The organism is Paraburkholderia sp. BL6665CI2N2, from assembly GCF_004366535.1.
Classification (GTDB): domain Bacteria; phylum Pseudomonadota; class Gammaproteobacteria; order Burkholderiales; family Burkholderiaceae; genus Paraburkholderia.
In genome coordinates this window covers 8,125,499-8,147,364 of the sequence record NZ_SORC01000001.1, presented here as the reverse complement: position 1 = coordinate 8,147,364, position 21,866 = coordinate 8,125,499, and the positions used below count along the sequence as shown (strand labels likewise).

22 protein-coding genes and 2 pseudogenes are annotated in these 21,866 nt (G+C 61.6%); 13 read left to right on the top strand and 11 right to left on the bottom strand.

Annotated features, from left to right (window positions below):
• Window positions 1–2 precede the first annotated feature (2 nt).
• The 5 genes from B0G81_RS36580 to B0G81_RS36560 form a co-directional block, all read right to left on the bottom strand.
• Window positions 3–1,256: an ABC transporter permease gene (locus B0G81_RS36580; RefSeq protein WP_134143316.1), complete on the bottom strand. Its 1,254-nt coding sequence runs from the start codon at window positions 1,254–1,256 to the stop codon at window positions 3–5.
• Window positions 1,257–1,293: 37 nt separating this feature from the next.
• On the bottom strand, window positions 1,294–2,349 hold the full coding sequence (locus B0G81_RS36575) for an ABC transporter substrate-binding protein (protein WP_134142473.1): 1,056 nt from the start codon (window positions 2,347–2,349) through the stop codon (window positions 1,294–1,296).
• Window position 2,350: 1 nt separating this feature from the next.
• On the bottom strand, window positions 2,351–3,532 hold the full coding sequence (locus tag B0G81_RS36570) for an ABC transporter ATP-binding protein (protein ID WP_134142467.1): 1,182 nt from the start codon (window positions 3,530–3,532) through the stop codon (window positions 2,351–2,353).
• Window positions 3,533–3,564: 32 nt separating this feature from the next.
• Window positions 3,565–4,728 (bottom strand): SRPBCC family protein, encoded by a 1,164-nt coding sequence (locus B0G81_RS36565; RefSeq protein WP_134142463.1) that lies wholly within the window; start codon window positions 4,726–4,728, stop codon window positions 3,565–3,567.
• 182 nt (window positions 4,729–4,910) lie between these two features.
• Window positions 4,911–5,837, bottom strand: a complete 927-nt coding sequence (locus B0G81_RS36560) for a LysR family transcriptional regulator (RefSeq protein ID WP_106285537.1) — start codon at window positions 5,835–5,837, stop codon at window positions 4,911–4,913.
• 264 nt (window positions 5,838–6,101) lie between these two features.
• Between B0G81_RS36560 and B0G81_RS36555 the strand changes: the two genes are divergently transcribed.
• The 7 genes and pseudogenes from B0G81_RS36555 to B0G81_RS36525 all read left to right on the top strand — a co-directional run bounded on the left by B0G81_RS36555 (window position 6,102) and on the right by B0G81_RS36525 (window position 12,120).
• Window positions 6,102–7,451 (top strand): NAD(P)/FAD-dependent oxidoreductase, encoded by a 1,350-nt coding sequence (locus B0G81_RS36555; RefSeq protein WP_134142459.1) that lies wholly within the window; start codon window positions 6,102–6,104, stop codon window positions 7,449–7,451.
• A gap of 54 nt (window positions 7,452–7,505) precedes the next feature.
• A complete protein-coding gene (locus tag B0G81_RS36550; RefSeq protein ID WP_121307763.1) occupies window positions 7,506–7,943 on the top strand; it encodes a RidA family protein in 438 nt (145 codons plus the stop codon).
• Window positions 7,944–7,953: 10 nt separating this feature from the next.
• On the top strand, window positions 7,954–8,631 hold the full coding sequence (locus tag B0G81_RS36545) for a DUF1028 domain-containing protein (protein WP_134142456.1): 678 nt from the start codon (window positions 7,954–7,956) through the stop codon (window positions 8,629–8,631).
• The gene (gene argE / locus B0G81_RS36540; RefSeq protein WP_134142451.1) at window positions 8,624–9,787 is read left to right on the top strand and encodes an acetylornithine deacetylase; all 1,164 of its coding nucleotides are present in this window, start codon (window positions 8,624–8,626) and stop codon (window positions 9,785–9,787) included. The genes B0G81_RS36545 and argE overlap by 8 nt, the downstream gene beginning before the upstream one ends.
• Before the next feature lie 25 nt (window positions 9,788–9,812).
• A pseudogene (locus tag B0G81_RS36535) lies at window positions 9,813–11,239 on the top strand (cytosine permease).
• Window positions 11,240–11,416: 177 nt separating this feature from the next.
• Window positions 11,417–11,565, top strand: a pseudogene (locus tag B0G81_RS45635) (AraC family transcriptional regulator); the annotation flags it as partial.
• A gap of 282 nt (window positions 11,566–11,847) precedes the next feature.
• Window positions 11,848–12,120 (top strand): hypothetical protein, encoded by a 273-nt coding sequence (locus B0G81_RS36525; RefSeq protein ID WP_106285543.1) that lies wholly within the window; start codon window positions 11,848–11,850, stop codon window positions 12,118–12,120.
• Window positions 12,121–12,206: 86 nt separating this feature from the next.
• Here B0G81_RS36525 and B0G81_RS36520 read toward each other — a convergent pair whose 3' ends face one another.
• Window positions 12,207–12,608: a hypothetical protein gene (locus B0G81_RS36520; RefSeq protein WP_243856711.1), complete on the bottom strand. Its 402-nt coding sequence runs from the start codon at window positions 12,606–12,608 to the stop codon at window positions 12,207–12,209.
• A gap of 876 nt (window positions 12,609–13,484) precedes the next feature.
• Here B0G81_RS36520 and B0G81_RS36510 point away from each other — a divergent pair.
• The 5 genes from B0G81_RS36510 (at window position 13,485) to B0G81_RS36495 (ending at window position 16,648) form a co-directional block, all read left to right on the top strand.
• Window positions 13,485–13,682 carry a hypothetical protein gene (locus tag B0G81_RS36510; RefSeq protein WP_106285546.1) on the top strand — a complete coding sequence of 66 codons (198 nt, stop codon included), beginning with the start codon at window positions 13,485–13,487 and terminating at the stop codon, window positions 13,680–13,682.
• A 235-nt stretch (window positions 13,683–13,917) separates the two neighbouring features.
• Window positions 13,918–14,484, top strand: coding sequence for a TIGR01841 family phasin (phaP, locus tag B0G81_RS36505; protein ID WP_134142448.1), 567 nt, complete (start codon window positions 13,918–13,920; stop codon window positions 14,482–14,484).
• A gap of 157 nt (window positions 14,485–14,641) precedes the next feature.
• A complete protein-coding gene (phbB, locus tag B0G81_RS36500) occupies window positions 14,642–15,385 on the top strand; it encodes an acetoacetyl-CoA reductase (RefSeq protein WP_134142444.1) in 744 nt (247 codons plus the stop codon).
• Window positions 15,386–15,412: 27 nt separating this feature from the next.
• On the top strand, window positions 15,413–15,571 hold the full coding sequence (locus tag B0G81_RS43960; RefSeq protein WP_166679113.1) for a hypothetical protein: 159 nt from the start codon (window positions 15,413–15,415) through the stop codon (window positions 15,569–15,571).
• Window positions 15,572–15,982: 411 nt separating this feature from the next.
• The gene (locus B0G81_RS36495; RefSeq protein ID WP_134142442.1) at window positions 15,983–16,648 is read left to right on the top strand and encodes a protein-L-isoaspartate(D-aspartate) O-methyltransferase; all 666 of its coding nucleotides are present in this window, start codon (window positions 15,983–15,985) and stop codon (window positions 16,646–16,648) included.
• 54 nt (window positions 16,649–16,702) lie between these two features.
• Here B0G81_RS36495 and B0G81_RS36490 read toward each other — a convergent pair whose 3' ends face one another.
• Complete coding sequence (locus B0G81_RS36490; protein WP_134142437.1) at window positions 16,703–17,047, bottom strand: hypothetical protein; 345 nt, start codon at window positions 17,045–17,047, stop codon at window positions 16,703–16,705.
• Window positions 17,048–17,613: 566 nt separating this feature from the next.
• Here B0G81_RS36490 and B0G81_RS36485 point away from each other — a divergent pair.
• On the top strand, window positions 17,614–17,877 hold the full coding sequence (locus tag B0G81_RS36485; RefSeq protein ID WP_134142433.1) for a DUF2934 domain-containing protein: 264 nt from the start codon (window positions 17,614–17,616) through the stop codon (window positions 17,875–17,877).
• A 191-nt stretch (window positions 17,878–18,068) separates the two neighbouring features.
• On the opposite strand, the gene B0G81_RS36480 is transcribed toward B0G81_RS36485, so the two are convergent.
• The 4 genes from B0G81_RS36480 to B0G81_RS36465 form a co-directional block, all read right to left on the bottom strand.
• Window positions 18,069–18,986: a YihY/virulence factor BrkB family protein gene (locus tag B0G81_RS36480; RefSeq protein ID WP_134142431.1), complete on the bottom strand. Its 918-nt coding sequence runs from the start codon at window positions 18,984–18,986 to the stop codon at window positions 18,069–18,071.
• Window positions 18,987–19,077: 91 nt separating this feature from the next.
• Window positions 19,078–19,950 (bottom strand): endonuclease/exonuclease/phosphatase family protein, encoded by an 873-nt coding sequence (locus B0G81_RS36475; RefSeq protein ID WP_134142429.1) that lies wholly within the window; start codon window positions 19,948–19,950, stop codon window positions 19,078–19,080.
• A 50-nt stretch (window positions 19,951–20,000) separates the two neighbouring features.
• Window positions 20,001–20,600 carry a ParB/Srx family N-terminal domain-containing protein gene (locus tag B0G81_RS36470; protein ID WP_134143315.1) on the bottom strand — a complete coding sequence of 200 codons (600 nt, stop codon included), beginning with the start codon at window positions 20,598–20,600 and terminating at the stop codon, window positions 20,001–20,003.
• Between the two features lie 277 nt (window positions 20,601–20,877).
• A complete protein-coding gene (locus tag B0G81_RS36465) occupies window positions 20,878–21,783 on the bottom strand; it encodes a DUF72 domain-containing protein (RefSeq protein ID WP_134142427.1) in 906 nt (301 codons plus the stop codon).
• Window positions 21,784–21,866 lie beyond the last annotated feature (83 nt).

The following is a 21,866-nucleotide window of genomic DNA, read 5'->3' as shown; positions in this document are numbered from 1 at the left end:
GTTTAACCGAAGCGCAAGCGGTCGATGCCGACGATCCGGTTGAACAGGAAATAGAAAATCGCCGTGAAAATCACGAGATACGCCGAGAGCGCACCGGCGAGGCCCCAGTTGAGTTGCGTGTTGGTCTGTATGGCGATGAGCTGGCTGATCATCTCGTCGCCGGCGCCGCCGAGCAGCGCGGGCGTGATGTAGTAGCCGAGCGCGAGCACGAACACGAGGAAGCAGCCCGCTCCCACCCCAGGCAGCGTCTGCGGAATGTAGATCCGCACGAACGCGGTGAACGGGTGCGCGCCGAGCGATTGTGCGGCGCGTACGTACACGGGCGATACACTCTTCATCACCGAATAGATCGCGAGAATCATGTACGGCAGGAGCACATGCGTCATGCCGATGAGCACGCCCGCGCGGTTGAAGATGAGCGGCAGTGGATGGGTGGTGAGACCGAGACCCATCAGCAGGCTGTTGATGACGCCGCCCGGCTGCAGCAAAACGTACCACGCCGTCGTGCGCACGAGCAGCGAGGTCCAGAACGGTACGATTACGAAGAGCATCAGGCGGTTGCTGCTTTTCGCGGGCAGATTCGCGAGCAGCCATGCGACCGGATAGCCGAGCAGGAGGCACAGCAGCGTGACCGTGGCGCTGATCGAGATCGTGCGCACGAATGCCTGCCGATAGACCGAAGCGTTATCCGGCACGAAGGCGACCGCGCCTTGTGGTGTCACATGCGCATCGACGGCCGCGAGCAGATAGTCGGGCGTCGGCGAAGTGGCGGCGCGCTTCAGCAAGCGCCAGATCTCCGGCGAATTCCAGCGTGGGTCGAGTTCGATGAGGGCCGGTTTCCATGCGGGCGGCGCGTCGGCGGGCAACTGGCGCGCAGTACGCATCAACAGGCTGCGGAACTCGGCCTGATCGAAGTTCAGCCGCCGCGCGACCGTGCCGAGCTGCCCGCTTTGCTGCGCCTCCCTGAGCCCCGCGGCGAGCAGGGTGAACATGCGCTCGTCCGGCACGCCGCGCCCGTCCCATGCATCCAGCGCACGCGTGAGCGTGGGCATGCTGTCGGGCACTTCATGGTTCTGTACGCTGCGCGCAAGGAGCAGCGCGATCGGCGCAATGAACGTCGACAGCAGAAACACGATCAGCGGCAGCGCGAGCAACAGCGCTTGCACCGAAGCACGGCGGCGCGCCTTTTGAAACGACGCGCGGCCGTCGGCTCTCGTCGGAGAGCCCGGGGCCGTGGCGCGGGCCGAAGCGGGCATGTGAGTAGTCAAGTCGGGCTCTCGTCGGACGGTTGTGTTACTGCGTCAGCCACACCTGGAAGCGCTTGTTGATCTGGTCCGCGTTGTCGGCCCAGAAGTTCGCGTTGATCTGCAAGGCGCGCCTGAAGTTCTCGGGCGCGGTCGGCAGATCGGCGAGACGTTGCTTGTCGATCAGCGCGATCGCGTCCTTGCGCGGCGGCGCGTAGGCGATGTACTTCGACAAGTCCGCGTACGCTTTCGGCTGCGAAGCGGAAGCGATGAACTTCGCGGCGGCGTCGGCGTGCTTCGCGCCCGTCGGCACGGCCCACCAGTCGAAGTCGTAGACCTGCGCGTCCCACACGGTCTTGAACGGCTTGTTGTCCTTCTTCGCGGCGTCGGATATGCGGCCGTTATAGGCTTGCGTCATCACGACGGCGCCGTCGGCGAGCAACTGCGGCGCCTGAGCGCCTGACTCCCACCACACGATGTTCGGCTTGATCGTGTCGAGTTTCTTGAACGCGCGATCCACGCCGGCAGGTGTCCCGAGTACTTTGTAGACATCCTTCGGATCGACGCCGTCGGCAATCAACGCCCATTCCATCGTGACCTTCGGCGATTTGCGCAGGCCGCGCTTGCCCGGGAATTTCTGCAGATCGAAGAAGTCGTTGACGGTGGTCGGCGCGGTCTTGAGCTTGCTCGCGTCGTACGCGTAGACCGTGGACCAGACCATGCTCGCGACCGCGCAGTCGCTGATCGTGCCGGGAATGAAGTCGCTCGTCTTGCCGATCATCTTCTTGTCGAACTTCTGCAGGAGGCCTTCGTCGCAGGCGGTGATCGCGTCGTTCGTTTCAAGGTCGATCAGATCCCACGTGGTGTTCTTCGCCTGCTCCATCGCGGAGAGCTTCGCGAGGCCGCCGTCATACGATTCGGTCGAGAAGCCGATGCCGGTGGCCTGGGTGAACGGTTCGAAATAGGCCTTCTTTGCCGCCGCTTCGTATGCACCGCCGAAGGTCACGACGGAAAGCGTTTCCGCTGCCTGGGTGGTCATGGTGGTCAAAGCGGCTGCGGCGAGTACTGCGAGTGCGACGTTTTGTGTTTTGATGAGAGTGCGCATTTTAGTTGGCTCCTGCAGGTGCGGTCGTGATGATGGAGGGTGAGAGCGGGGTGGATGCGGGGATCACGGGCGCGCTGCGCGGCACGCTCATCGCGAGAATCTTGCAGTCGTCGTGGCGCCATGCGATTTCGATCTCGCTGCCGGGCGAAGGCAGCGCATGGCGCTGCGTATTGGGTACTTTCACGACAAAGGAATCGCGCGAACCGAGCGCGAGGTGCACGCGGTGATGATCGCCGCAATACACCAGTTCCTGGACCTGTGCGCGCACCACGTTGCTGTGTTCGTCGACCTCTACGCCTTCAGCGCTGGGAATATGCGCGCGCTCGGGGCGCAGCGCGAGCATCGCTTCGTCGCCCGCGCGCAGGCCGGGTTCGCTGCGGCCGCGAATGACGCTGCCGTCCGAGAGCGCGAGCGTCGCCCAGTCCTCGCCCACACTGACGACGCGCCCAGTCAGACCATTGTTCTCGCCGACGAAGTTCGCGACGAAGGCGTTCTGCGCGTTTTCGTAGAGTTCGCTCGGCGTGGCGGCCTGCTGAATGCGGCCATCGGAAAACACGGCAACGCGGTCCGACATGGTCAGCGCTTCGGCCTGATCGTGGGTCACGTAGACGATCGTGAGAGACAACTCGCGATGCAGGCGCATGATTTCGTATTGCATGGTTTCGCGCAGGCGTTTGTCGAGTGCGCCGAGCGGCTCGTCCATCAGCACGACGCTCGGCTCGAACACGAGCGCGCGCGCGAGCGCCACGCGCTGCTGCTGTCCGCCGGAGAGTTGCGCGGGACGCCGGTTCGCCAGATGCGGCAGCTCAATCATTTCGAGCGCGCGCTGCACACGCGTTTTCTGCTCGGCGCGGCTCACGCTGCGCACGGAGAGCGGAAACGCGACGTTCTCCGCAATCGTCAGATGGGGAAAGAGCGCGTAGTTCTGAAACACCATGCCGATGTCGCGCTGATGCGGCGGCTTGTCGTCGAGCCGACGGCCGTCGAGGCGAATCTCGCCGTGCGTGGGCGATTCGAATCCCGCGAGCATCATGAGCGTCGTCGTCTTGCCGGAGCCGGACGGGCCGAGCAGCGACAGGAATTCTCCCTTGCGCACGTCGAGGTTCAAGTCGTCGACGACGTATTGGGCGCCGTCGTACGATTTGCTCACGCCCGAGAACGAAATGAAGGAAGGGTTTGACATCGTGATCGCGTCCTGTCGATGGTGCGTCGTAATCAATGCGTGCCGGCCTGCGCCGCGCTTGTTTTGCCGGCGATATAGCGCGCGAAGTCATAGTTGGGACGCTCAAGCGGGCTCAGGTGACCGGGCTTCGCGAGGGGCGCATGCACGCCGCGAAACACGGCTTCCACGCCGCGTTTGTCTTCCGCGTTCACTTCGTCGAGCAGCTTCTTCAGCGTCGTCATATGCGCATTGGCCTCGGGATCGGCGATGAACTCCGGTGCAAGCCCGCCGCCGAAGCGGATATGCACGTGCTCCACGCCTTGCGGTTGCAGCACGAGATACCAGAAGTAACCCGGCGTGAGCGTGACGAGATGCGTCGGGTAGATCGCGAGCAGCGCCGTGGTCTTGCGCCAATGTCCGGTGAGGCGCGTGTTATCCGGATGCGCGTTGCCGATGGGCAAGGACGCTTCCTTCGTGATCCAGTGATAGTTGAAGGCGGGATAGCCCGGCGGGCATTCCATTTCCTCGAGCCGCGAATGCGGTCCTACCGTCGCGCGATGCAACATGGGCAGGTGATAGCTTTCCATGAAGTTTTCCGCGAGGATCTTCCAGTTCGTGTTCCACACGTGTTCTTCATGGAAGGTCTCGACGTAGTCCGACATCCCGTATGCGCCGATGAGTTCGCTCAGTTCGTCGAGTTGGGCATGAACGGGTGGCGCGTGTTCGTCGAGCGTCACGTAGATCCAGCCTTGCCATTCTTCGCAACGCACGCTGGGCAGCCGGTAGCTTTCCTTGCAGAAGCTTTCCTGCCGATCCATGAGCGGCGCGCCTTGCAGCGCGCCGTCCAGTGAATAGTTCCACGCGTGATACGGGCAGACGATGCGACGCACGTTGCCGCGTCCTTCGAGCAGCACAGACATGCGATGCAGGCACACGTTCGACATCGCTTTGAGTTGCATCTGTTCGTCGCGCAATACGACGACAGGTTGCGCGCCGATCCGCGCCGTCATGTAATCACCGGGCACCTTGAGCGCACTGGCGCGGCCGATGCATTGCCATTCCCGCTCGAATATAGCGCGCTCTTCCAGTGCGAGGAATTCGGGCGACGTATAGACGCCGGGTGGCATTGCGTGCGCGTCGCCGAATGGCCGTTCGCAACCCGCGCGCAGTTCGTCGACAAGTGCTTGCACTGCGATCGTCCTTGCCGGGTTGGCCATGGTGTCCCCCTTGATTCGTCACGGTGAGAGCGCGTCAACGCGAGGCTTTACGGCGTAGCGCTCAACATGGACACCAATCTAACAAGCCAAATTGCAAGCCAAAATATTGTTTTCAGATACAAAGCAAAGCTTTTGTCTATGCAGCACGCGTGGCTTTGAAGCAGAGAATCGCGCATTTCTCATCATGCGTCGAAATGCAGCCTCTGGATATAGGTCTCGCAGAACGAAGCGAAGCGATGCACCACCTGACGCGGCTTCATGGTGCGCGATTGCGCGATGCCGAGCATCGTTGCATTGACATTGTCTTTGAAGCGCTTAATGACGAACTCTTCGCCGTCCACGGTGCGGTTCGATTTGAGCGGAAAGTTCAGGAGGCTATAGCCGAGACCGTTGGCCACCATGCCGCGCACGACCTCCGGCTGCGACGAACGGAACGCGGGTACGGGACGGCTGCCCACCGCATCGAAGAGTGCGGCGAAATACTCGCGGCTGTGCGGCAGATCAAGCATCACATAAGGCTCGGGAAGGAGGTCGGCGAGCGATACCTTGCGCGCGCGTGCCAGACGATGCGTCCGCGGCAGAATCGCATAGGGCGGCAGCGAGAGCAGCGGCGTGAAGGCAATGTCTTCAGCCAGGTCGAGACTGTAAGTAAGGGCAATGTCGAGCGAGCCGTCGTGCAGGCCGCGCAAGAGACCGTCCTGATGCGCCTCCACCGTGCGAAACGAGATGCCCGCGTGCTCGTCGATGAATCGGCTGATCAGTCGCGGCATTAGCGGCGGCGCGAGCGAGACCATGCAGCCGAGCGTGATGGCGCCGGTCATGCCGCCGTCCATTTCCTTCGCGGTGGTCTGCAACTCCTCCGCAAACTTCAGGAGATTGCGCGCTTGCCCGAGCAGATCGCGTCCGGCTTGCGTGAGCGAGAGACCGCTCGCGTGATGCCGGATGAACAGTTGCACGCCGAACGACACTTCGAGATCCGCGAGCGCTGTCGAGATCGACGGCTGGGAGATGTGCAGGCGTTTCGCGGCGGCGGTGAAAGACAGTACTTCCGCGGTGACCACGAAATAGCGCAACTGGCGCAACGAGTAACGCAACGGTTGACTCTCCATCGACGACGCTCCGTGTTTTAGACCTGTCATGCGCGGCATTGTGAGGCGGTCAAAAAACCTTGCATAGGCAAATCCGATGCGATGCATTTTTTAAATATATTTTTCAAATTCTGAAGGGACGCGTAGATTTTGACGAGAGACAAACGGATCGGGTGGCGACGCATAGACGGAAAACGCCGCCGGGTCCGCAACGATCGCGAGCGCTTTAAGGCCGTGACGTCACGATCGAATCGAAATATTCCGCTTTTTTAGAAGGACTCAGCCATGACAGTGGAAACAACGTCAATCGACACGCTCGTAGTCGGCGCCGGTCAGGCCGGCGTCGCCATCAGCGAACATCTGGGCAAGCTTGGCGTGCCGCATCTCGTGCTGGAACGCGCCCGCATCGCCGAGCGCTGGCGCACGGGACGCTGGGATTCGCTGGTTGCCAATGGCCCCGCGTGGCACGATCGTTTTCCCAATCTCGAGTTCGCGGACTTCGATCCCAACGCATTCGCTTCAAAGGAGCAGGTCGCGGATTATTTCGTCGCCTATGCGAAGAAATTCGACGCACCGATCCGCACGGGTGTGGAAGTGAAGAAGGTCGTGCGCAATGCGGGGCGCCAGGGCTTCACCGTCGAAACCTCGGAAGGCACGATCGAGGCCAATCGTGTAGTGGTCGCAACCGGGCCCTTTCAGCGCCCTGTCATTCCGCCAATCGCGCCGCAAGATTCGGGTCTTACGCAGATTCATTCCGCCGACTATCGCAATCCCGCTCAATTGCCCGAAGGCGGCGTGCTGGTGGTCGGCGCGGGTTCGTCGGGCGTGCAGATCGCGGACGAGTTGCAACGTGCGGGCAAGCGCGTCTATCTGTCGGTCGGCGCGCACGATCGTCCGCCGCGCGCCTATCGCGGCCGCGACTTCTGCTGGTGGCTCGGCGTGCTCGGCGAATGGGATGCCGAGGTCATGAAGCCGGGCAGGGAGCACGTCACGATTGCGGTGAGCGGTGCGCGTGGCGGCCATACGGTGGACTTCCGGCGTCTCGCGAGTCAGGGCATCACGCTCGTGGGTCTGACGAAATCATTCGATGACGGCGTGGTGACCTTCGAAGCGGATCTCGCGGAGAATATTGCGCGCGGCGACGAAAACTATCTGTCGCTGCTCGACGCGGCCGATGCGTATGCCGAGCGCAACGGCCTCGATCTTCCCGAAGAACCCGAAGCGCGCGTCATTCCCGCGGATCCGGAATGCGTGACGCACCCGCTGCACGATCTCGATCTGGCGAAAGCCGGCGTGACGTCGATTATCTGGGCGACCGGTTATGCGGTCGATTTCGGCTGGCTGAACGTCGACGCGTTCGATGAAAAGGGTAAGCCGAAGCATCAGCGCGGCGTATCGAAGGAGCCAGGCATCTATTTCCTCGGTCTGCCGTGGCTATCGCGTCGCGGATCCGCATTCATCTGGGGCGTGTGGCACGACGCGAAGCACATCGCCGATCACATCGTCACGCAGCGCAAATACGCAGCCTATTACGGCGACGCGCAACAGCAGGCACAGAGCCACGGCGAAGAAAGCGTTGAAAACCTATCCGCCGGTTCACGCGTTCACAAAGTCAGCGAGATGGGCGTGAATTGATGCGTACGCCTCTCTAAACCGCGATCTATTTCTTCCTAACATTGAGGTGCATTGATGAACCAGCCTACGCATACCCGTATCCGCATGTTCAACACGAAGGACACGTATCCGAACCAGACGCTCGACAACGATCTTTGCCAGGCCGTGCGCGCCGGCAACACGGTCTATGTGCGAGGTCAGGTGGGTACGGATTTCGACGGCCGCCTCGTCGGCGTCGGCGATCCGCGCGCCCAGGCCGAGCAGGCCATGAAGAACGTCAAACAGCTGCTGGAAGAAGCGGGCAGCGACCTGTCTCACATCGTCAAGACAACGACGTTTCTGACCGACGTCCGCTATCGCGAGCCGGTCTACCAGGAAGTCGGAAAGTGGTTGAAGGGCGTGTTTCCGATTTCGACAGGCCTGGTGGTGGTCGCGTTGGGTCAGCCGCAGTGGTTGATGGAGATCGACGTTGTCGCGGTGATTCCGGACGGATGGACGCCGCCGCAAGCCTAAGGAGCGGGACATGACATTCTCAATCGTCGGACGCTGCCCGCAGTCCGGGCAGCTTGGAATCGCAATCAGTTCGTCCAGCATCGCGGTGGGCGCGCGCTGCCCATGGGTCCGCGCAGGCGTGGGCGCGGTGGCGACGCAGAACGTCACGCTGCCCGCGCTTGGGCCGCAGATTCTCGACCTTCTGGAGCACGAACAACTCGACCCCACCGCGGCATTGGACCGAGTACTCGGCGCGAGCGAGTGGAGCGAGTACCGCCAGGTGACCGTGATCGATGCGCAGGGCCGCACGGCGTTCTTTAGCGGCAAGGAAGCGCTGGGCACGTATCACGCCGTCGCGGGCAAGCAGTGTGTGGCGGCAGGCAACATGCTTGCTGGCGTCGAAGTGATCGAGGCGATGCTTCCGGCGTTCGAGCAGGCAACTGGCACGCTCGCCGATCGGCTGCTCGCGGGCATGCATGCCGCGATAGCCGCCGGCGGCGAAGCAGGACCCGTGCATTCGGCGGCGCTCAAGATCGTGGGCGACGTGAGCTGGCCGATCGTCGATTTGCGGGTCGATTGGGCGGATGACGACCCCATCGGCCAGCTCGCCGGTCTGTGGCAAGCGTACCGGCCGCAGATGCAGGACTACCTGACCCGGGCGTTGAATCCGACCGCCGCGCCGAGCTACGGAGTGCCCGGCAATGAATGAACGCTCCAGCCGCGCGCTGCTCGAACGGCTGATCAGCTTCGCCACGGTCAGCCGCGACTCCAATCTCGACATGATCGAATTCATCCGAAGTTACCTCGATGAACTCGGTGTGGAGATCGAACTGTTTTACAACGCCGAACGCACCAAGGCGAATCTGTTCGCGACCATCGGTCCGCGTGAGCGCGGCGGCATCGTGCTGTCCGGCCATACCGACGTGGTGCCCGTCGATGGCCAGGCGTGGACCGTCGATCCATTCCGTCTCACCGAGCGCGACGGACGGTTATATGGCCGCGGCACGGCCGACATGAAGGGATATATCGCTTCGGTGCTGGCAGCGGTGCCCGGCTTGCTCAAACGCGAGTTGAAGCTGCCCGTGCACCTCGCTTTTTCGTACGACGAAGAAGTCGGATGCCTCGGCGTGCGGCCGATGCTGGCGGAATTGGCGCGGCGCGCGCACAAGCCGGCGCTGTGCCTGATCGGCGAACCGACCGAACTCAAACCGGTGCTGGGCCACAAGGGCAAGCTGGCGATGCGCTGTCAGGTGAAAGGCGCGCCTTGCCATTCGGCTTATGCGCCGTATGGCGTCAACGCCATTCAATACGCGGCGCGCATGATCGGCCGCCTGGAAGAAATCGGCGAGCAGCTGGCGCAGCCCGAACATCACGACGAGCGCTTCGATCCGCCGTTCTCGACTGTGCAAACCGGGGTGATCAAGGGCGGCCGTGCGCTCAACATCGTGCCGGCCGAATGCGAGTTCGACTTCGAAGTGCGCGCGCTGCCCGGCTTCGACGCCAACCGGGTGGCCGACGAGTTGCAGACCTACGCCGAGGCCGAGTTGCTACCGAAGATGCGCGCGGTGAAGTCGGACACCGAGATCCGCTTTGAACCGCTGTCTGCCTATCCGGGATTGGCCACCTCTCCCGACAGCGAAGCGGCGCGTCTTGTGGCGCTGCTCAGCGGTTCCGTTGAGTTCGGCACCGTCGCATTCGGCACCGAGGGCGGGCTATTCAATCAGGCGGGCATTCCGGCCGTGGTGTGCGGACCCGGCAGTATGGACCAAGGGCATAAGCCGGACGAATTCGTCACCGTCGAGCAATTGCGTGAATGCGACGCGATGCTGGCTCGCCTGGCGGAATACGTTTCGGCCGCGTCCTGAGACGACACAACAGAAGGAGACGAACTTGAATGCTTCCGAACACAATGCCCCGGCATTGATCGAAAAACACACGATCGGCTATGTGCCGCCCGAGGATCGCCATGGCAAGGTACGCGATCTGTTCACGCTATGGTTCGGCGGCAACATCGCGCCATTGCCCATCGTCACCGGTGCGCTCGGCGTGCAGATTTTCCACTTGAACTTGCTGTGGGGCATCGTGGCGATCGTCGTCGGTCAGGCGGTCGGCGGCGTGCTGATGGCGCTGCATTCGGCGCAGGGTCCGCAAATGGGCATCCCGCAGATGATCCAAAGCCGCGCGCAGTTCGGTTCATGGGGCGCGCTGCTGGTCACCGTGATCGCAGGCGTGATGTACGTGGGTTTCTTCGCGTCCAATATCGTGCTCGCCGGGAAGTCTCTTCACGGCATCGAGAAAGGTATTCCGGTTCCTGTCGGCATCGTGATCGGCGCGCTGGGTTCCGGGCTTATCGGCATCATCGGTTACCGGATCATCCATATCCTGAACGCATCGGAACCTGGGTGCTTGGGATCGGCATCGTGATCGGATTCGGCTATATCCTCACGCATATCGCCACGGACGACTTTCTGACGCGCGGCGGATTCAACATCGCCGGCTGGCTCGCGACGGTTTCGCTGTCGGCGCTCTGGCAAATCGCTTTCGCTCCGTACGTGTCCGACTATTCGCGCTATCTGCCGGCGAATGTGCGTGTTGCGTCGACGTTCTGGGCGACCTACCTCGGCTGCACGATCGGCTCGACGCTCGCGTTCGTCTTCGGCGCGGTAGCCGTGCTCGCGGTGGCGCCCGGCGCGGACGCGATGGATGCCGTCAAGCAGGCCACCGGACCGCTCGGGCTGCCGATGCTCGTCCTCTTCCTGCTGAGCGTGATCAGCCATAACGCGCTGAACCTGTACGGCGCGGTGCTCGCAGCCATCACGTCGCTGCAGACCTTCGCCTATCGCTGGATTCCCACGGCGAAAACGCGGGCCGTGCTGTCGATTGCGATACTCCTGGCATGCTGCTATGGCGCGATCGGCGCGTCGACGAATTTCGTCGGCAATCTGGTCGATCTCGTGCTCGCGCTGCTGGTCGTGCTGGTGCCGTGGACCGCGATCAATCTGATCGACTTCTATGTGATCCACAAGGGCAAATACGACATCCAGTCGATTTTCCAGGTGGACGGCGGCATCTACGGCCGTTTCAACCCACAGGCGCTGATTGCTTATGGGATCGGCATCGTCGTGCAGATTCCGTTCATGAACACGCCGATGTATGCGGGTCCGGTGCCGAAGTATCTCGACGGCGCGGATCTCTCATGGGTTATCGGACTGCTCCTGACGTCGCCGCTGTATTACTGGCTCGCCTCGCGCGACTCCAGCTATCGGCGCAGACAAACGGCTGCCGGTGTTACAGCTTGCGCGGCGAGACAGTCGTAACTGTCGGCGTGCTTGCGCGCGAGAGTACGGAGATATTCCGCCAGCTTGACAATCGTCCGGATCGGCTCCATCGAAGAAGGCGATCCATCGTCAGATCGAACTGGCTGGAATGGTCAACAAGATCAGGACGCCGGGATAGATCGGCATCCTGATCGATTCTTACCGGCCTTGAATCAGAAGCGGGCGCAGTTGCTCCTGCACGGCAGCGGTCTTGGCCTCGACGTCATCGCGGCCGAGGTCGATTACGTCCACGGAGCGACGTTACGAACGCTTTTGCGCAGCGCCTCGCACGGGGAGTCCGCGATCTTCGAGCCGACCTACGCTGACGGCGCATGCGTCGTTAGACGAGGGATATGGCCGTGATTTCAGGCGACCGCCCCCGTCTCTGGTCAGGGCCTGCTGTCGGCGCGGTAACGGTGCCCAGGCCGGCGACGTCGCGCGCTCGGGCGCTACGCCGGCGATGAGGTGAATGACGCCATTCTTCGAGCCTGATATTGCGAGCGGAATTATTCGCAAATCCTATCGCCGCCTGGTTACAACTGCGATGTACACTTTCTTGCAGGGACATTCCACGGTTCAAGGACCGGGCAGAACATGCAGGATCGGCGATGAAAAGAATCTACGGGTACAAAGGCTTTGAGGTCACCGTGGAGCTAGAACCCGTTTGGGAGACCGCGGGCAGCGTAACGCTGCTGCCGCCGCGAGGCTTTGTGGCCGTCGTGCACGTCAGAACGATGGGCGCGGTGGGCGCCACGCGCCCCGTGATTGCGCCGATCCGCCTCGGGGCGGCCATCCAGCAACCGTTCCCGACGCAAGCCGAGGCGCTCATGGCGGGGTATAGCGCAGGGCAGCGGGTAGTGGACGACACGTTCGCGCGTTGACCCTATTCTCCGGACGAAAAAAACCGTAGCGATCGCCGCGGCCCGAACACAGCCGCGACGCATGGGGCGCTAGCGCCAATATCCGGTTATCTGGCCGGGACCTTCGCCGGTCGTTCATTCTGCCGGGCCAACGAACCAGGGTTCGTCATCGTGGGATGATCGTCACGCGCATCGATCCACTCAATTGCCCATTGCCGCGCGAGCTCGATAGCCTCGTCTTCGGTTTCGAACCAGGCAAGATTGCGCTCGATGTGCATTTCAGTATCCACATCGTCGTCAGGGGAAGTTCGGATGATCCGCGCATGCGCGAAGAACTGACCCAGCGAAAAATCCGCGGTTGCGTCGATAACCCAGCCGCCGTACTCGTACTTCATGTTGCCTCCGATACCTGCTAATCGAAATTCGAACAGACAAAGCATGGATCCATCAGGCTGCCTTCGCTGAGCCTCCACCGTTGAATGGCGGACTTGGGGGCGGCCGGACAGCACGCAGCCCGTCCACTCCGCAGCGCCTTATTGTTATAGATCATTCGTGGTTGAACGGTTGTGCGGAGCGGGGGCACGCAGTGTCAGCAAACACGCAGGCGGCTCAATTGTCGTCCGATCTGCTCGGCAGATGCTCGTGCGGCACCGGTTCTGCTTCCGCGGCGTCGGGAACATCGGGCTTGGTGCGTGGTGCAGATTTGGCGGTCGCCGACCGGGTGCCCGGCGTAACGCCGCGGACTGGATGGTCCGGAATTCCTGGCCGGTGAATGCGGCGTGTGGGCGGTGTTGAAGGCATGATTTCCTCCTACGCGGACGTGACTTGCAACATCCATCATACCTCTGTCGAAGAGGCAGAACATACCGTCGGAGGCCAGTATCTGGCGAGCTTTCGCCGAATCAGACATGACCGATATGGTCCGCCGGCTTTTTCACCCGGCGCCGCGCGACAAATACGACCACCGTAATAAATATTTCGCAATTTTGCGATAGTCGAGCGGGCGGGACTTAACGTATAAATATGCGATTCAAATATAAACGGGCTATTAGATTCGCGGCCGATCGGTTGTGGTAAGTAAGTGAGCTATTAAAACGGCAATATGTAATACGGATAGATGAAAGCCACGCTGGTAATGCGTTTCAGAGATTTCTCAGACGAATTGAAAAACCTTCGAGTTGCGTTCTACATAAAAAGAAAACGGATTGACGCAAAAAAAGCATTTCACATATTGCGTTCAAAAATTGAGCGGTTATGATGGCGTCTCCGTGATTCGATTTCTCGCACGATTGCTTCACGGAGGGGGTGGCAGGAAATTTGCCGGCAGTTATGCAGGAGACGTAATCCATACGCTTGGCGTAGAGAGACTAAATCGAGGAGACGCTATGTTGAGTCCCCATGAGTTCGCTACCTTGATGCTCATCAAGAGCGCACCGGACCAGATCGAACTGGGCCGCGCCGAACTCGACACGCTGCTGGAGCGGCAGCTCATCTCGCTGGAAAATTTTGCGTCAGGAAGCCCGCGTGCTCATCTTACGAGCGACGGCGATTCTATTCTCAGGGCGGTCGCCCGGATGCGCTAAATATTCGCGGCGCTCGCCTCCCGGCGAGCACGGCGAAGACACAGTCATGAACGCAGTGTTCTGGCTGCGGGTTGGTTTGTAGTGCCTGTTGATGTAACGACCGTCGAAGTTCTGGCGACGCATTCTGCCTGACAGGCGTCCTTGCGCTTCTATTTATCCACCATCACGATCCGTCGCAACACTCCCGTCCGATCGGGGGTTTCGTGCACCGGATCGAATTTTGAGGAATTCAACCATGGCTCTATCGAGTCCCGACCAGGCCGTTGCCGTGAAGGCCAGCCTCGACGCATTTTTCGGGTTGACAGGGAAGGTCTTTGAAGGCGCGGAGAAACTGGTTGCGCTGAATCTGCAGGCCGTCAGGTCCACGCTTGCTGAGGCGCAGGAGAATATAACGAAGTCGCCCGGCACGACAGACCCGCTCCAATGGTTCGCGCTGCAATCAGGCCTCACCGGGCCTCTCGCGGAGAAATCGCTGTCATACGGCCGGCAAGTGTTCGACATCGCATCGGCCACGCAGGCTGAACTCACGCAGTTCGCACAGGCGCAGTACGAGCGGCACAACGCGCGCGTGCAGGCATTCGTCGAGGAAACGGCGAAGAATGCGCCGGCAGGTTCCGAAGCGGCGATCGCCGCGTGGAAGTCCGCGATCAGCGCCACGACCACACTGTACGAAACCCTGCAGAAAGCCGGGCAACAGGCCGTGCAGGCCGCCGGGAGTAATTTCGACGCTGTCACAGCCACAGCCTCGAAGGCCGCGCGACGCGCCGAACAGGTTCCCGTAGCCGTCGGCGCGAAGGGATAAGACCAACGCGGGCAGCGATGCCCGCGTTGCCGTTCCTGTTTTATCTGAAGGAATACTGAAGGAGCGACGCAAGCCGATTTCCAGTACATCAAGTTCTTGACCGAATGCAGCGTGGCTCCAGGTATTTACGAGGCCGATTTTTTGCGAGGACGATTCGATGGCAAAGCAGATCGCGGTGGTGACGGGTGGAATGGGCGGACTTGGTGAAGCAATCAGCATCAAGCTGCATGACGCCGGGTATGCGGTCGTGGTTACCTGTTCGCCGGCCAACACCGGCGCGAACGAGTGGCTCGCACGGATGGAAGCACAGGGACGACAGTTCCGCGCATACGCGGTCGATGTCGCCGACTACGACTCGTGCAGCCGATGCGCGGCGCGGATCGGAGCCGAAGTCGGCCCGGTCGATATCCTGATCAATAACGCCGGCATCACGCGCGACGCGAGCTTCAAGAAGCTGGACAAGATCAATTGGGACGCGGTAATCCGAACCAACCTCGATTCGGTATTCAACATGACGAAGCCGGTCTGCGACAGCATGGTCGAGCGAGGCTGGGGCCGCATCATCAACGTGTCGTCGATCATCGGCTCGAAGGGCGGCTTCGGTCAGACCAACTATGCAGCGGCCAAGGCGGGCATGCATGGTTTCACGAAATCGCTGGCGCTCGAGGTGGCGAAGAGAGGCGTGACCGTCAACACGATTTCGCCAGGTTATATCGCAACGAAGATGGTGATGGCGGTGCCCGAGGAAATCCGCGAGACGAAGATCATTCCGCAGATTCCGGTCGGCCGCCTTGGACAGCCCGACGAAGTCGCCGCATTGGTGCTGTACCTGTGTTCGCGCGAAGCCGGTTTCGTGACCGGAGCCAACATTGCGATCAATGGCGGGCAACACCTGCAATGAAGCGGATAGTCAGCAACGGAGGTTCCGATGAATGAAGCAGTGGCAATCGTCGTAGGTTCGTTCGTGATGGCGACCGCAGCCGTGCTCGTCGCCGCTCACTACCACCAGGAGCAGATGCGTCGAAAGCGGCTTAGGCAGATGGGGCACCATCACTACTGGCCGCATTGGCGCAGCGCACGGCATTGAGCCGGTTACCGCGCTCTAGGGCGCGGTGAATTATCGATGGTAAGAGGACGTGTTGCCGCGCTCGACGTCCCGCCATTCTTCGTGATCAGCGCGATCACCATTTTCGTGACGCGTTAAGCGGGCCACGAATGTTGCGCGGCGCACGGCGCGTGACATCACGCCTTTATATCAAGCGTTTTTTCGCACTCTTTGCCTAATGCCGACGGGCGCTTTCATCGGCTAGCCGGGCGTGATGAGCTGCCTGCAGACCCGATCCCGAGGCACGTCAGTTGCTGAAAAAAGATAGGCGGCTCCGCGTACATAACGGCCTTCGTTCTCGGGCCATGTCATCCGGCATTTTTCGCGCTATGGTGAAGTATGTTCAGGCAGCCCCGGGACAGTGTGCCGCTGCACAATAAGGGGAGAAGCACGGTGCATGAAGATCTTGCAACGTCGCGCGAAAGGATGGTCGAGCGGCAACTGATCGCGCGCGGCATCGCAGATTCGCGCATTCTGAACGCAATGCGGCGCGTGCCGCGCGAGGTGTTTCTAAGCCCTGATTTGCGCGCGTGGGCTTATGCCGACGCAGCCCTGCCGATCGATGCCGGCCAGACCATCACACAACCGTTCATGGTCGCGCGGATGCTGCAGGCGGCGCGCCTCGAGCCGGAAGACCGTGTGCTCGAGATCGGCACGGGTTCCGGCTACGCGGCGGCCGTGCTCGCGGAAATGGTCGCTCGCGTCGACACGATCGAGCGTCACAGGCAGCTGGCTGAGAGCGCCATGGATCGGCTCCGCGCGCTCGGCTATGGCAACGTGAACGTCTACACCGCGGACGGCACGCTCGGGTTGCCGGCGCGTGCCCCGTTCGATGCCATCGTCGCCACCGCGTCCGGTCCGGGCGTGCCACCGGCGTGGAGCGCGCAACTCGAGATCGGCGGCCGGATTGTGATGCCTGTGGGCCCGGATCCGGACCATCAGCGGCTAATCCGCCTCACTCGCGAAAGCAGCACAACCTACCGCGAAGAAATACTCGATCTCGTGCGTTTTGTGCCGTTGATCGGTGCCCAGGGCTGGGGCGACATGGACGGGTGGTAAGTCGATGCGGGCGCGTGAGGCATTCGTCGGCCAGCGGACGCGGGAGGGAAGCTGTTACCCCGATGACAATGCGCAGGGACAAAAATACGCGTCTAGCGCCCACGGGAGCGCGACCAGCCGGCCGACCATCGCCGCGAGCGTGTCGGGCGACACCGCCGTGAATGTAACGGTCATTTCTTCGTAGCAGTGACGCCGATCCACACGGATGCGGACGTGGTCCGCCTGCGGTGCCTCGCAACCGAGAACCTGCCACGCGGCAACGACCCTCAGATGCCCCGCCTTTGCGCGCACGGTGAGCCGATAACGATCGTGCTGATCCGCTGTGCTGTTTTCAGCCGCCATCTCTTTCGCGGCGGGATCATCCGGTGGCACTGCGACTTGCTCGTCAGTCGATTGCATTCTGAACTCCGAATGGCCAGTCACGCGGGGCAGGAGCGGGAGCCGATCGGCCGCTCGCAGGACGTTCACTGTATGAGTACCGTTATAGTCCGCCCGTTCACCGAACGTGAGGACTGTGCACCGTAATCGGCGACGTTTGCGTGCGGAAACCCGCTGAATCACTCGTCGATACTATGGTGTGGCGTGTCGTTGCGATGGGGCGACTGGTCGGTCACGAAGAGCGGCGAATTGCGATCCATTAGCGGTTTATAGAAGAAGCACGCATAGGCGCGAATTTTTTTCACTGCATTGCAAGTCGAGCAAAGCAACGTAAGCCGTGTGGGAACCGCCCAGTTTCCAGAACCGTGCGGGTATAGCCTTTGCTCAAGCTCATACGGCCATTCTCACTTCCTGTGTAACGTGAGATCCGCACTTGGGGACGACACTGTCCGGCTTCTGTTATCCGGCGCGCTCTGCATCTTTATGGTTCGTCCGTGCGCGTGCCGATCAGCGAACGACAGTAGGGCGCCGGACTCGCCGCGACACCGGCTCGCATCGCCGCATTCACTTTTTTGGAGAAACGCAGCATGGACAACGATCTCGAAGCCCGCATTCGTACGCGGGCATATCATCTCTGGGAAAACGATCCGTCACCGGACAACAACGCGGAAAAGCACTGGGAGGAAGCGCGCCGGCAGATCGAAGCCGAGGGTGACGATGCGCAGGACAGTCCTGAACCCAGCGCCGATCAGTCAGCCGAACGGGAGCGGGGCGGCCGCATCGCGCCGGAAGAGCAATTGCAGGACGTGTCTGGCGACGGTGTGGATGCGGGGACTGGAGAAAACCGGTAGCATCGGCGCTGCCGTGGCGTTCGGAGCGCACGGCTCGCAGATGCTGGTCGCGACTGATCGGACTATCCGAACTGCGTTGCGGGCGTCGGCAGGATCGCCTCACACTGCCGCGCCTCGCATGCGTGGATTGAGGCCGCATACTCGCCGCCTCGCATGTCCAGTTTTCAAAACGCCCGCTTTTCTAGGGCGCTTCAATGCGCCGCGTTCAAACGAGCCTTGACGTCCGCGGCGTAATCGTCTTTCGGCGTTTGAGACAACGAAGCAGTGACCTCCGCGCCGAAAAGAAAAACGATGCCGCAAAAATATAACCACATCATCAACACAGCGAGCGAGCCTGCTGCACCGAACGCGCCCGCGGTTCCAGCATGCGCGAGATATAAACCGAACAGGTGCCGGCCCACGGTAAACAACAGCGCTGAGACGGCCCCGCCGATCAACGCGGAACGGAAATTGACCCGCTTGTCGGGGAGCCACTTGATCAGCGCGCCGAGTCCGAACGTCAGTACCACGAGGCCGAAAATGGACTGCGCGACGTCGGCAACGACGCTAAGCGTCGAGCTACCGAAAACGGCGCTGCCGGCCGTCTGTATCGCGGCGTCGAGTACCAGCGAGACCACCAGCAGAAAGCTGAGTCCCATGAGCAGGCCGAGCGAGACGAGTCGCGCCCGTATGACCCACGCGAGGCCCGCAAGGCCTTTAGGCGATTTCGCCGCGAACACGACATCAAGTGCTGTATTCAGGCAGGAAAACGTCGCTGAAGCCCCGACGAGAAGTAGCACGACAGAGAACGCCGCCGCCACGCCGCTACCATTGGAACGATGCGCGTGCTCGACGACAGCCTGCATCGCACTGGCGGCGTCATTGCCAAGCAACTGCCTGATCTGACCGAAGAATTGCCCCTGCGCGATGTCGCGGCCGACGAACCAGCCTGTAATCGCGAGGACGATCACTAAAGTCGGAGCCAGCGAAAACGCGGAGTAGAAGCCGATGCTCGCGCCCATCATCGCGCAACGGTCCGACGAAAATCGCTCGACGGCGTCCGTCATGACGGCCACTGCGCCGCCTGCCCGGCTGGATCGGGAGCCTGCATCGCGTCGCTGATATTCCATGCTGTTCTCCGGCCGGCTGGTTGTCTTCCGTGTTCTCGATCAGAGCAATTTCCGAGCCGCCGCAACGTCAGCGATTGTTCTTTATCGGCGCCTAGCGCAGTTCGAGCCACATCGGCTGATGGTCCGAGGCCTCGCTATCCTGATCGACCTCGCAAGCTGCGATGCGCGATGTCAGATCCTCCGTTACGAAAATGAAATCGCAGGCGAATGGCCCCTCCGGCCACTGGTCGTGATCATATAAACCCACTGTCGGGGCACGCGGCGCGCGAGGGTGCGAACTGGCCCACGCATCGACAAAACGGGGAGCATCGGCAATCGGTTCGAGCATCCGACAATACGCGCTGCTTTCGAACGCACTGTTAAAGTCACCACAGACAATCGCGTCCATGGGTCGCGCGGTGTCGTAAAACGGGCTGTCGATTTTCTCCGCCTTGGCGGGCGCTCGCGCGTGAGCGCACGCTTCCCTGTGCAGTTCCCGCAAACTGGCGACCTGCGCGAGCCGCTGCGTCTCCGAATAGAACTCAAGGTGCGTGGAGACCACCCGAATCGCGCCGATATCGGTTTCGATCACGGCTTCGAGCGCGACTCTCATCATCGACGGTTTGGCCGGGTCCGCGGGCCAGGGCAGCGAATGACGCAGTACTTGCCTGACCGGCAGGCGCGTGACGATCGCGTTGCCAAACTGACGCCGGTTCCGGCTCGCGCCGAGCGCCGGAAGATCGGAGCCCACTGCGTCGAGCACCGTGAACTGCGGAAGCAGTGCGGCCAGCTCGACGAATTGATCGGCGGATGGGCGGCCTGCCAGACCGCCCGACGCCGGGCCTTCATGGAAACCGCGCGTGACTTCCTGCACGCAGAGAATGTCGAAATCGCACAGCGCGCGCGCTTCGCGCACGATTCGCGCGAGGTCGACCCGGCCGTCCACGCCGCGTCCCCATTGAACATTCCAATCGACCAGTTTCATGGTGGTTTAACCTCCATTCGGCTTGCGCCGCCCGGTTGTCCGGTGCAGAGCTAGCCGACTGTGTCCGGACCGAGGTAGCCGGGCAGTCCCAGCGCCGCCTTGGTCTTTGCCAAGCTGATCGCTTCGTCCACCAGCGCGGCGAATTTCTCGTCACTGTCCGGTCGTGGCAGATTCGAGCGAAAGAAGTCGGCCCAGCGGAACTCTTCCAGCGGGACATTGGTTTTCTCATAACCACCCGCATCGCGCACTGCCGCTGCGAGGCTGCGGTACTCGTCATCGGGCAGCGCCCAGATGTGTTCCGGCAAATCGGAAAACGGCCGACGTTTGCCTTCAGCGTCGAACGGATACGCCCACCGTTCGTTTTCCATGCTCAGCCAGAAGGACGCCTGCGAATAAGAGGAAAGATCCCTGACCAGAACGACCGGCACGGACTTGACGCCCACGTGCCAGAGCGCGGCAGCCACGTGATGATGATCGGTCGCAAACGGCGTGTCGCCCGGACCGTAGACGACGGGTATCGGTTTCTCAGCGATCGCCATTTCCAGATCGTGCCCGCTCAGCGCTTTATATTGGCTGATTTTATTGCGGACCTCCCGCGCGCCGTGTGTCAGTTGAGTGGGACGCAGGCGTTCGATTTTTAGTGTGATCATGCCGTCTCCCTTGCAAGAAGCGGTCGGCCGGAGTCCGCCTGTTGAGTCCTCGCGCAAGATGCATGCCGCTGTGAATAGAAGCAGCGCGCGTGTCTGGCAGTCGTCATGACGGACCCTCATTCTCACGCCGGGCCTGTGCCTTGCTCCGAGTCAAACCGGCGCGGCAACGCGTCTATAACCGCGATTGTCGCTGCCCTTCAACACGCGGACAAGCTGAGCGGCAAGCGCAAGCAATCGAGGTAATGCTAGTGGTCGGCGCCGAAAGCCTGCCTTCCGCTTACGCCACCGAATGCACGGCTTCTAAGCCGAGCCATTCGATCAACCGCTGCGCGTCGAAGGGCGCATGTGTTTTGGCATCATTGTCGAAATAGCAGTACACGTCGCGGTGCGCCCGACGCGGTGGATGAAGATGCGGCGCGATCAGCCGCGCGTCGGCGGGCTGCGAACCGCGGCGCCATGCGTCGATTCGGGCGGCCCAGTCGTCTAGCGCTTCGTCCGCGTAGGCGCCGGAATACCGCGACTCGGTGCCATGCAGTCGGATGTAAACGAAGTCAGCGGTGACGTCTTCCGCCAGTGGCCACGGTTCGGTCGAATCCGAGACGACCAGCGCGGTGTCGTATTGCCTGAGCAGGTCGATGAAAGCGGCGTCCATAAAACTGGCGTGACGCACCTCGACGGCGTGGCGCAGTTTGCGCTTGCGGTCTATCGCGACATAGGGCGTCTTGACCCGCGCATCGTGTTGCTCCGCCAAAGAGAGCGCGGCCGCGGTGTCGCGAGGCAGGAAACGTAAAAAGCGTTCCATGGCCGCCGGCTCGAAGCGGAACGAAGGCGGGAACTGCCACAGAATGGGGCCCAGCTTTTCATTCAGGGCGAGCAGGCCCTGCGCGAAAAAATTGGCGCTGGCCACTTGCGCGCTGTCGTCGCGGAAACGCAGTAGATGCGTCAGATACCGCGCGCCTTTCACACTGAAGACGAAATCGGCGGGCGTCTCCGCATACCAACGCCGCCAACTGTCGAGCGACTGAAGGCTGTAATGCGTACCATTGATTTCAATGCTCTGGAAAAGCGACGACGCAAACTGCAGTTCGGCGGCCTGTTTCAGCCCATGGGGGTAGAAGGCATCTCTCCATCCCTTGTAGCGCCAACCGGAAATGCCGATACGTACGTCGCCGATCTGTTTCATGGGTCTATCGCGCGATTGCATGTGTGAACCGAATGCAGACGACGCGAGCAACCGGTGTTCCCGCAGTGTTGCAGCGTCCGGAG

What these genes read in the sequence shown, in the direction of transcription:
- B0G81_RS36580 (WP_134143316.1), bottom strand. Translation starts at nt 1,256, where the DNA reads ATGCCCGCTTCGGCCCGCGCCACGGCCCCGGGCTCTCCGACGAGAGCC.
- B0G81_RS36575 (WP_134142473.1), bottom strand. Translation starts at nt 2,349, where the DNA reads ATGCGCACTCTCATCAAAACACAAAACGTCGCACTCGCAGTACTCGCC.
- B0G81_RS36570 (WP_134142467.1), bottom strand. Translation starts at nt 3,532, where the DNA reads ATGTCAAACCCTTCCTTCATTTCGTTCTCGGGCGTGAGCAAATCGTAC.
- B0G81_RS36565 (WP_134142463.1), bottom strand. Translation starts at nt 4,728, where the DNA reads ATGGCCAACCCGGCAAGGACGATCGCAGTGCAAGCACTTGTCGACGAA.
- B0G81_RS36560 (WP_106285537.1), bottom strand. Translation starts at nt 5,837, where the DNA reads ATGGAGAGTCAACCGTTGCGTTACTCGTTGCGCCAGTTGCGCTATTTC.
- B0G81_RS36555 (WP_134142459.1), top strand. Translation starts at nt 6,102, where the DNA reads ATGACAGTGGAAACAACGTCAATCGACACGCTCGTAGTCGGCGCCGGT.
- B0G81_RS36550 (WP_121307763.1), top strand. Translation starts at nt 7,506, where the DNA reads ATGAACCAGCCTACGCATACCCGTATCCGCATGTTCAACACGAAGGAC.
- B0G81_RS36545 (WP_134142456.1), top strand. Translation starts at nt 7,954, where the DNA reads ATGACATTCTCAATCGTCGGACGCTGCCCGCAGTCCGGGCAGCTTGGA.
- argE (WP_134142451.1), top strand. Translation starts at nt 8,624, where the DNA reads ATGAATGAACGCTCCAGCCGCGCGCTGCTCGAACGGCTGATCAGCTTC.
- B0G81_RS36525 (WP_106285543.1), top strand. Translation starts at nt 11,848, where the DNA reads ATGAAAAGAATCTACGGGTACAAAGGCTTTGAGGTCACCGTGGAGCTA.
- B0G81_RS36510 (WP_106285546.1), top strand. Translation starts at nt 13,485, where the DNA reads ATGTTGAGTCCCCATGAGTTCGCTACCTTGATGCTCATCAAGAGCGCA.
- phaP (WP_134142448.1), top strand. Translation starts at nt 13,918, where the DNA reads ATGGCTCTATCGAGTCCCGACCAGGCCGTTGCCGTGAAGGCCAGCCTC.
- phbB (WP_134142444.1), top strand. Translation starts at nt 14,642, where the DNA reads ATGGCAAAGCAGATCGCGGTGGTGACGGGTGGAATGGGCGGACTTGGT.
- B0G81_RS43960 (WP_166679113.1), top strand. Translation starts at nt 15,413, where the DNA reads ATGAATGAAGCAGTGGCAATCGTCGTAGGTTCGTTCGTGATGGCGACC.
- B0G81_RS36490 (WP_134142437.1), bottom strand. Translation starts at nt 17,047, where the DNA reads ATGCAATCGACTGACGAGCAAGTCGCAGTGCCACCGGATGATCCCGCC.
- B0G81_RS36485 (WP_134142433.1), top strand. Translation starts at nt 17,614, where the DNA reads ATGGACAACGATCTCGAAGCCCGCATTCGTACGCGGGCATATCATCTC.
- B0G81_RS36480 (WP_134142431.1), bottom strand. Translation starts at nt 18,986, where the DNA reads ATGGAATATCAGCGACGCGATGCAGGCTCCCGATCCAGCCGGGCAGGC.
- B0G81_RS36475 (WP_134142429.1), bottom strand. Translation starts at nt 19,950, where the DNA reads ATGAAACTGGTCGATTGGAATGTTCAATGGGGACGCGGCGTGGACGGC.
- B0G81_RS36470 (WP_134143315.1), bottom strand. Translation starts at nt 20,600, where the DNA reads ATGATCACACTAAAAATCGAACGCCTGCGTCCCACTCAACTGACACAC.
- B0G81_RS36465 (WP_134142427.1), bottom strand. Translation starts at nt 21,783, where the DNA reads ATGAAACAGATCGGCGACGTACGTATCGGCATTTCCGGTTGGCGCTAC.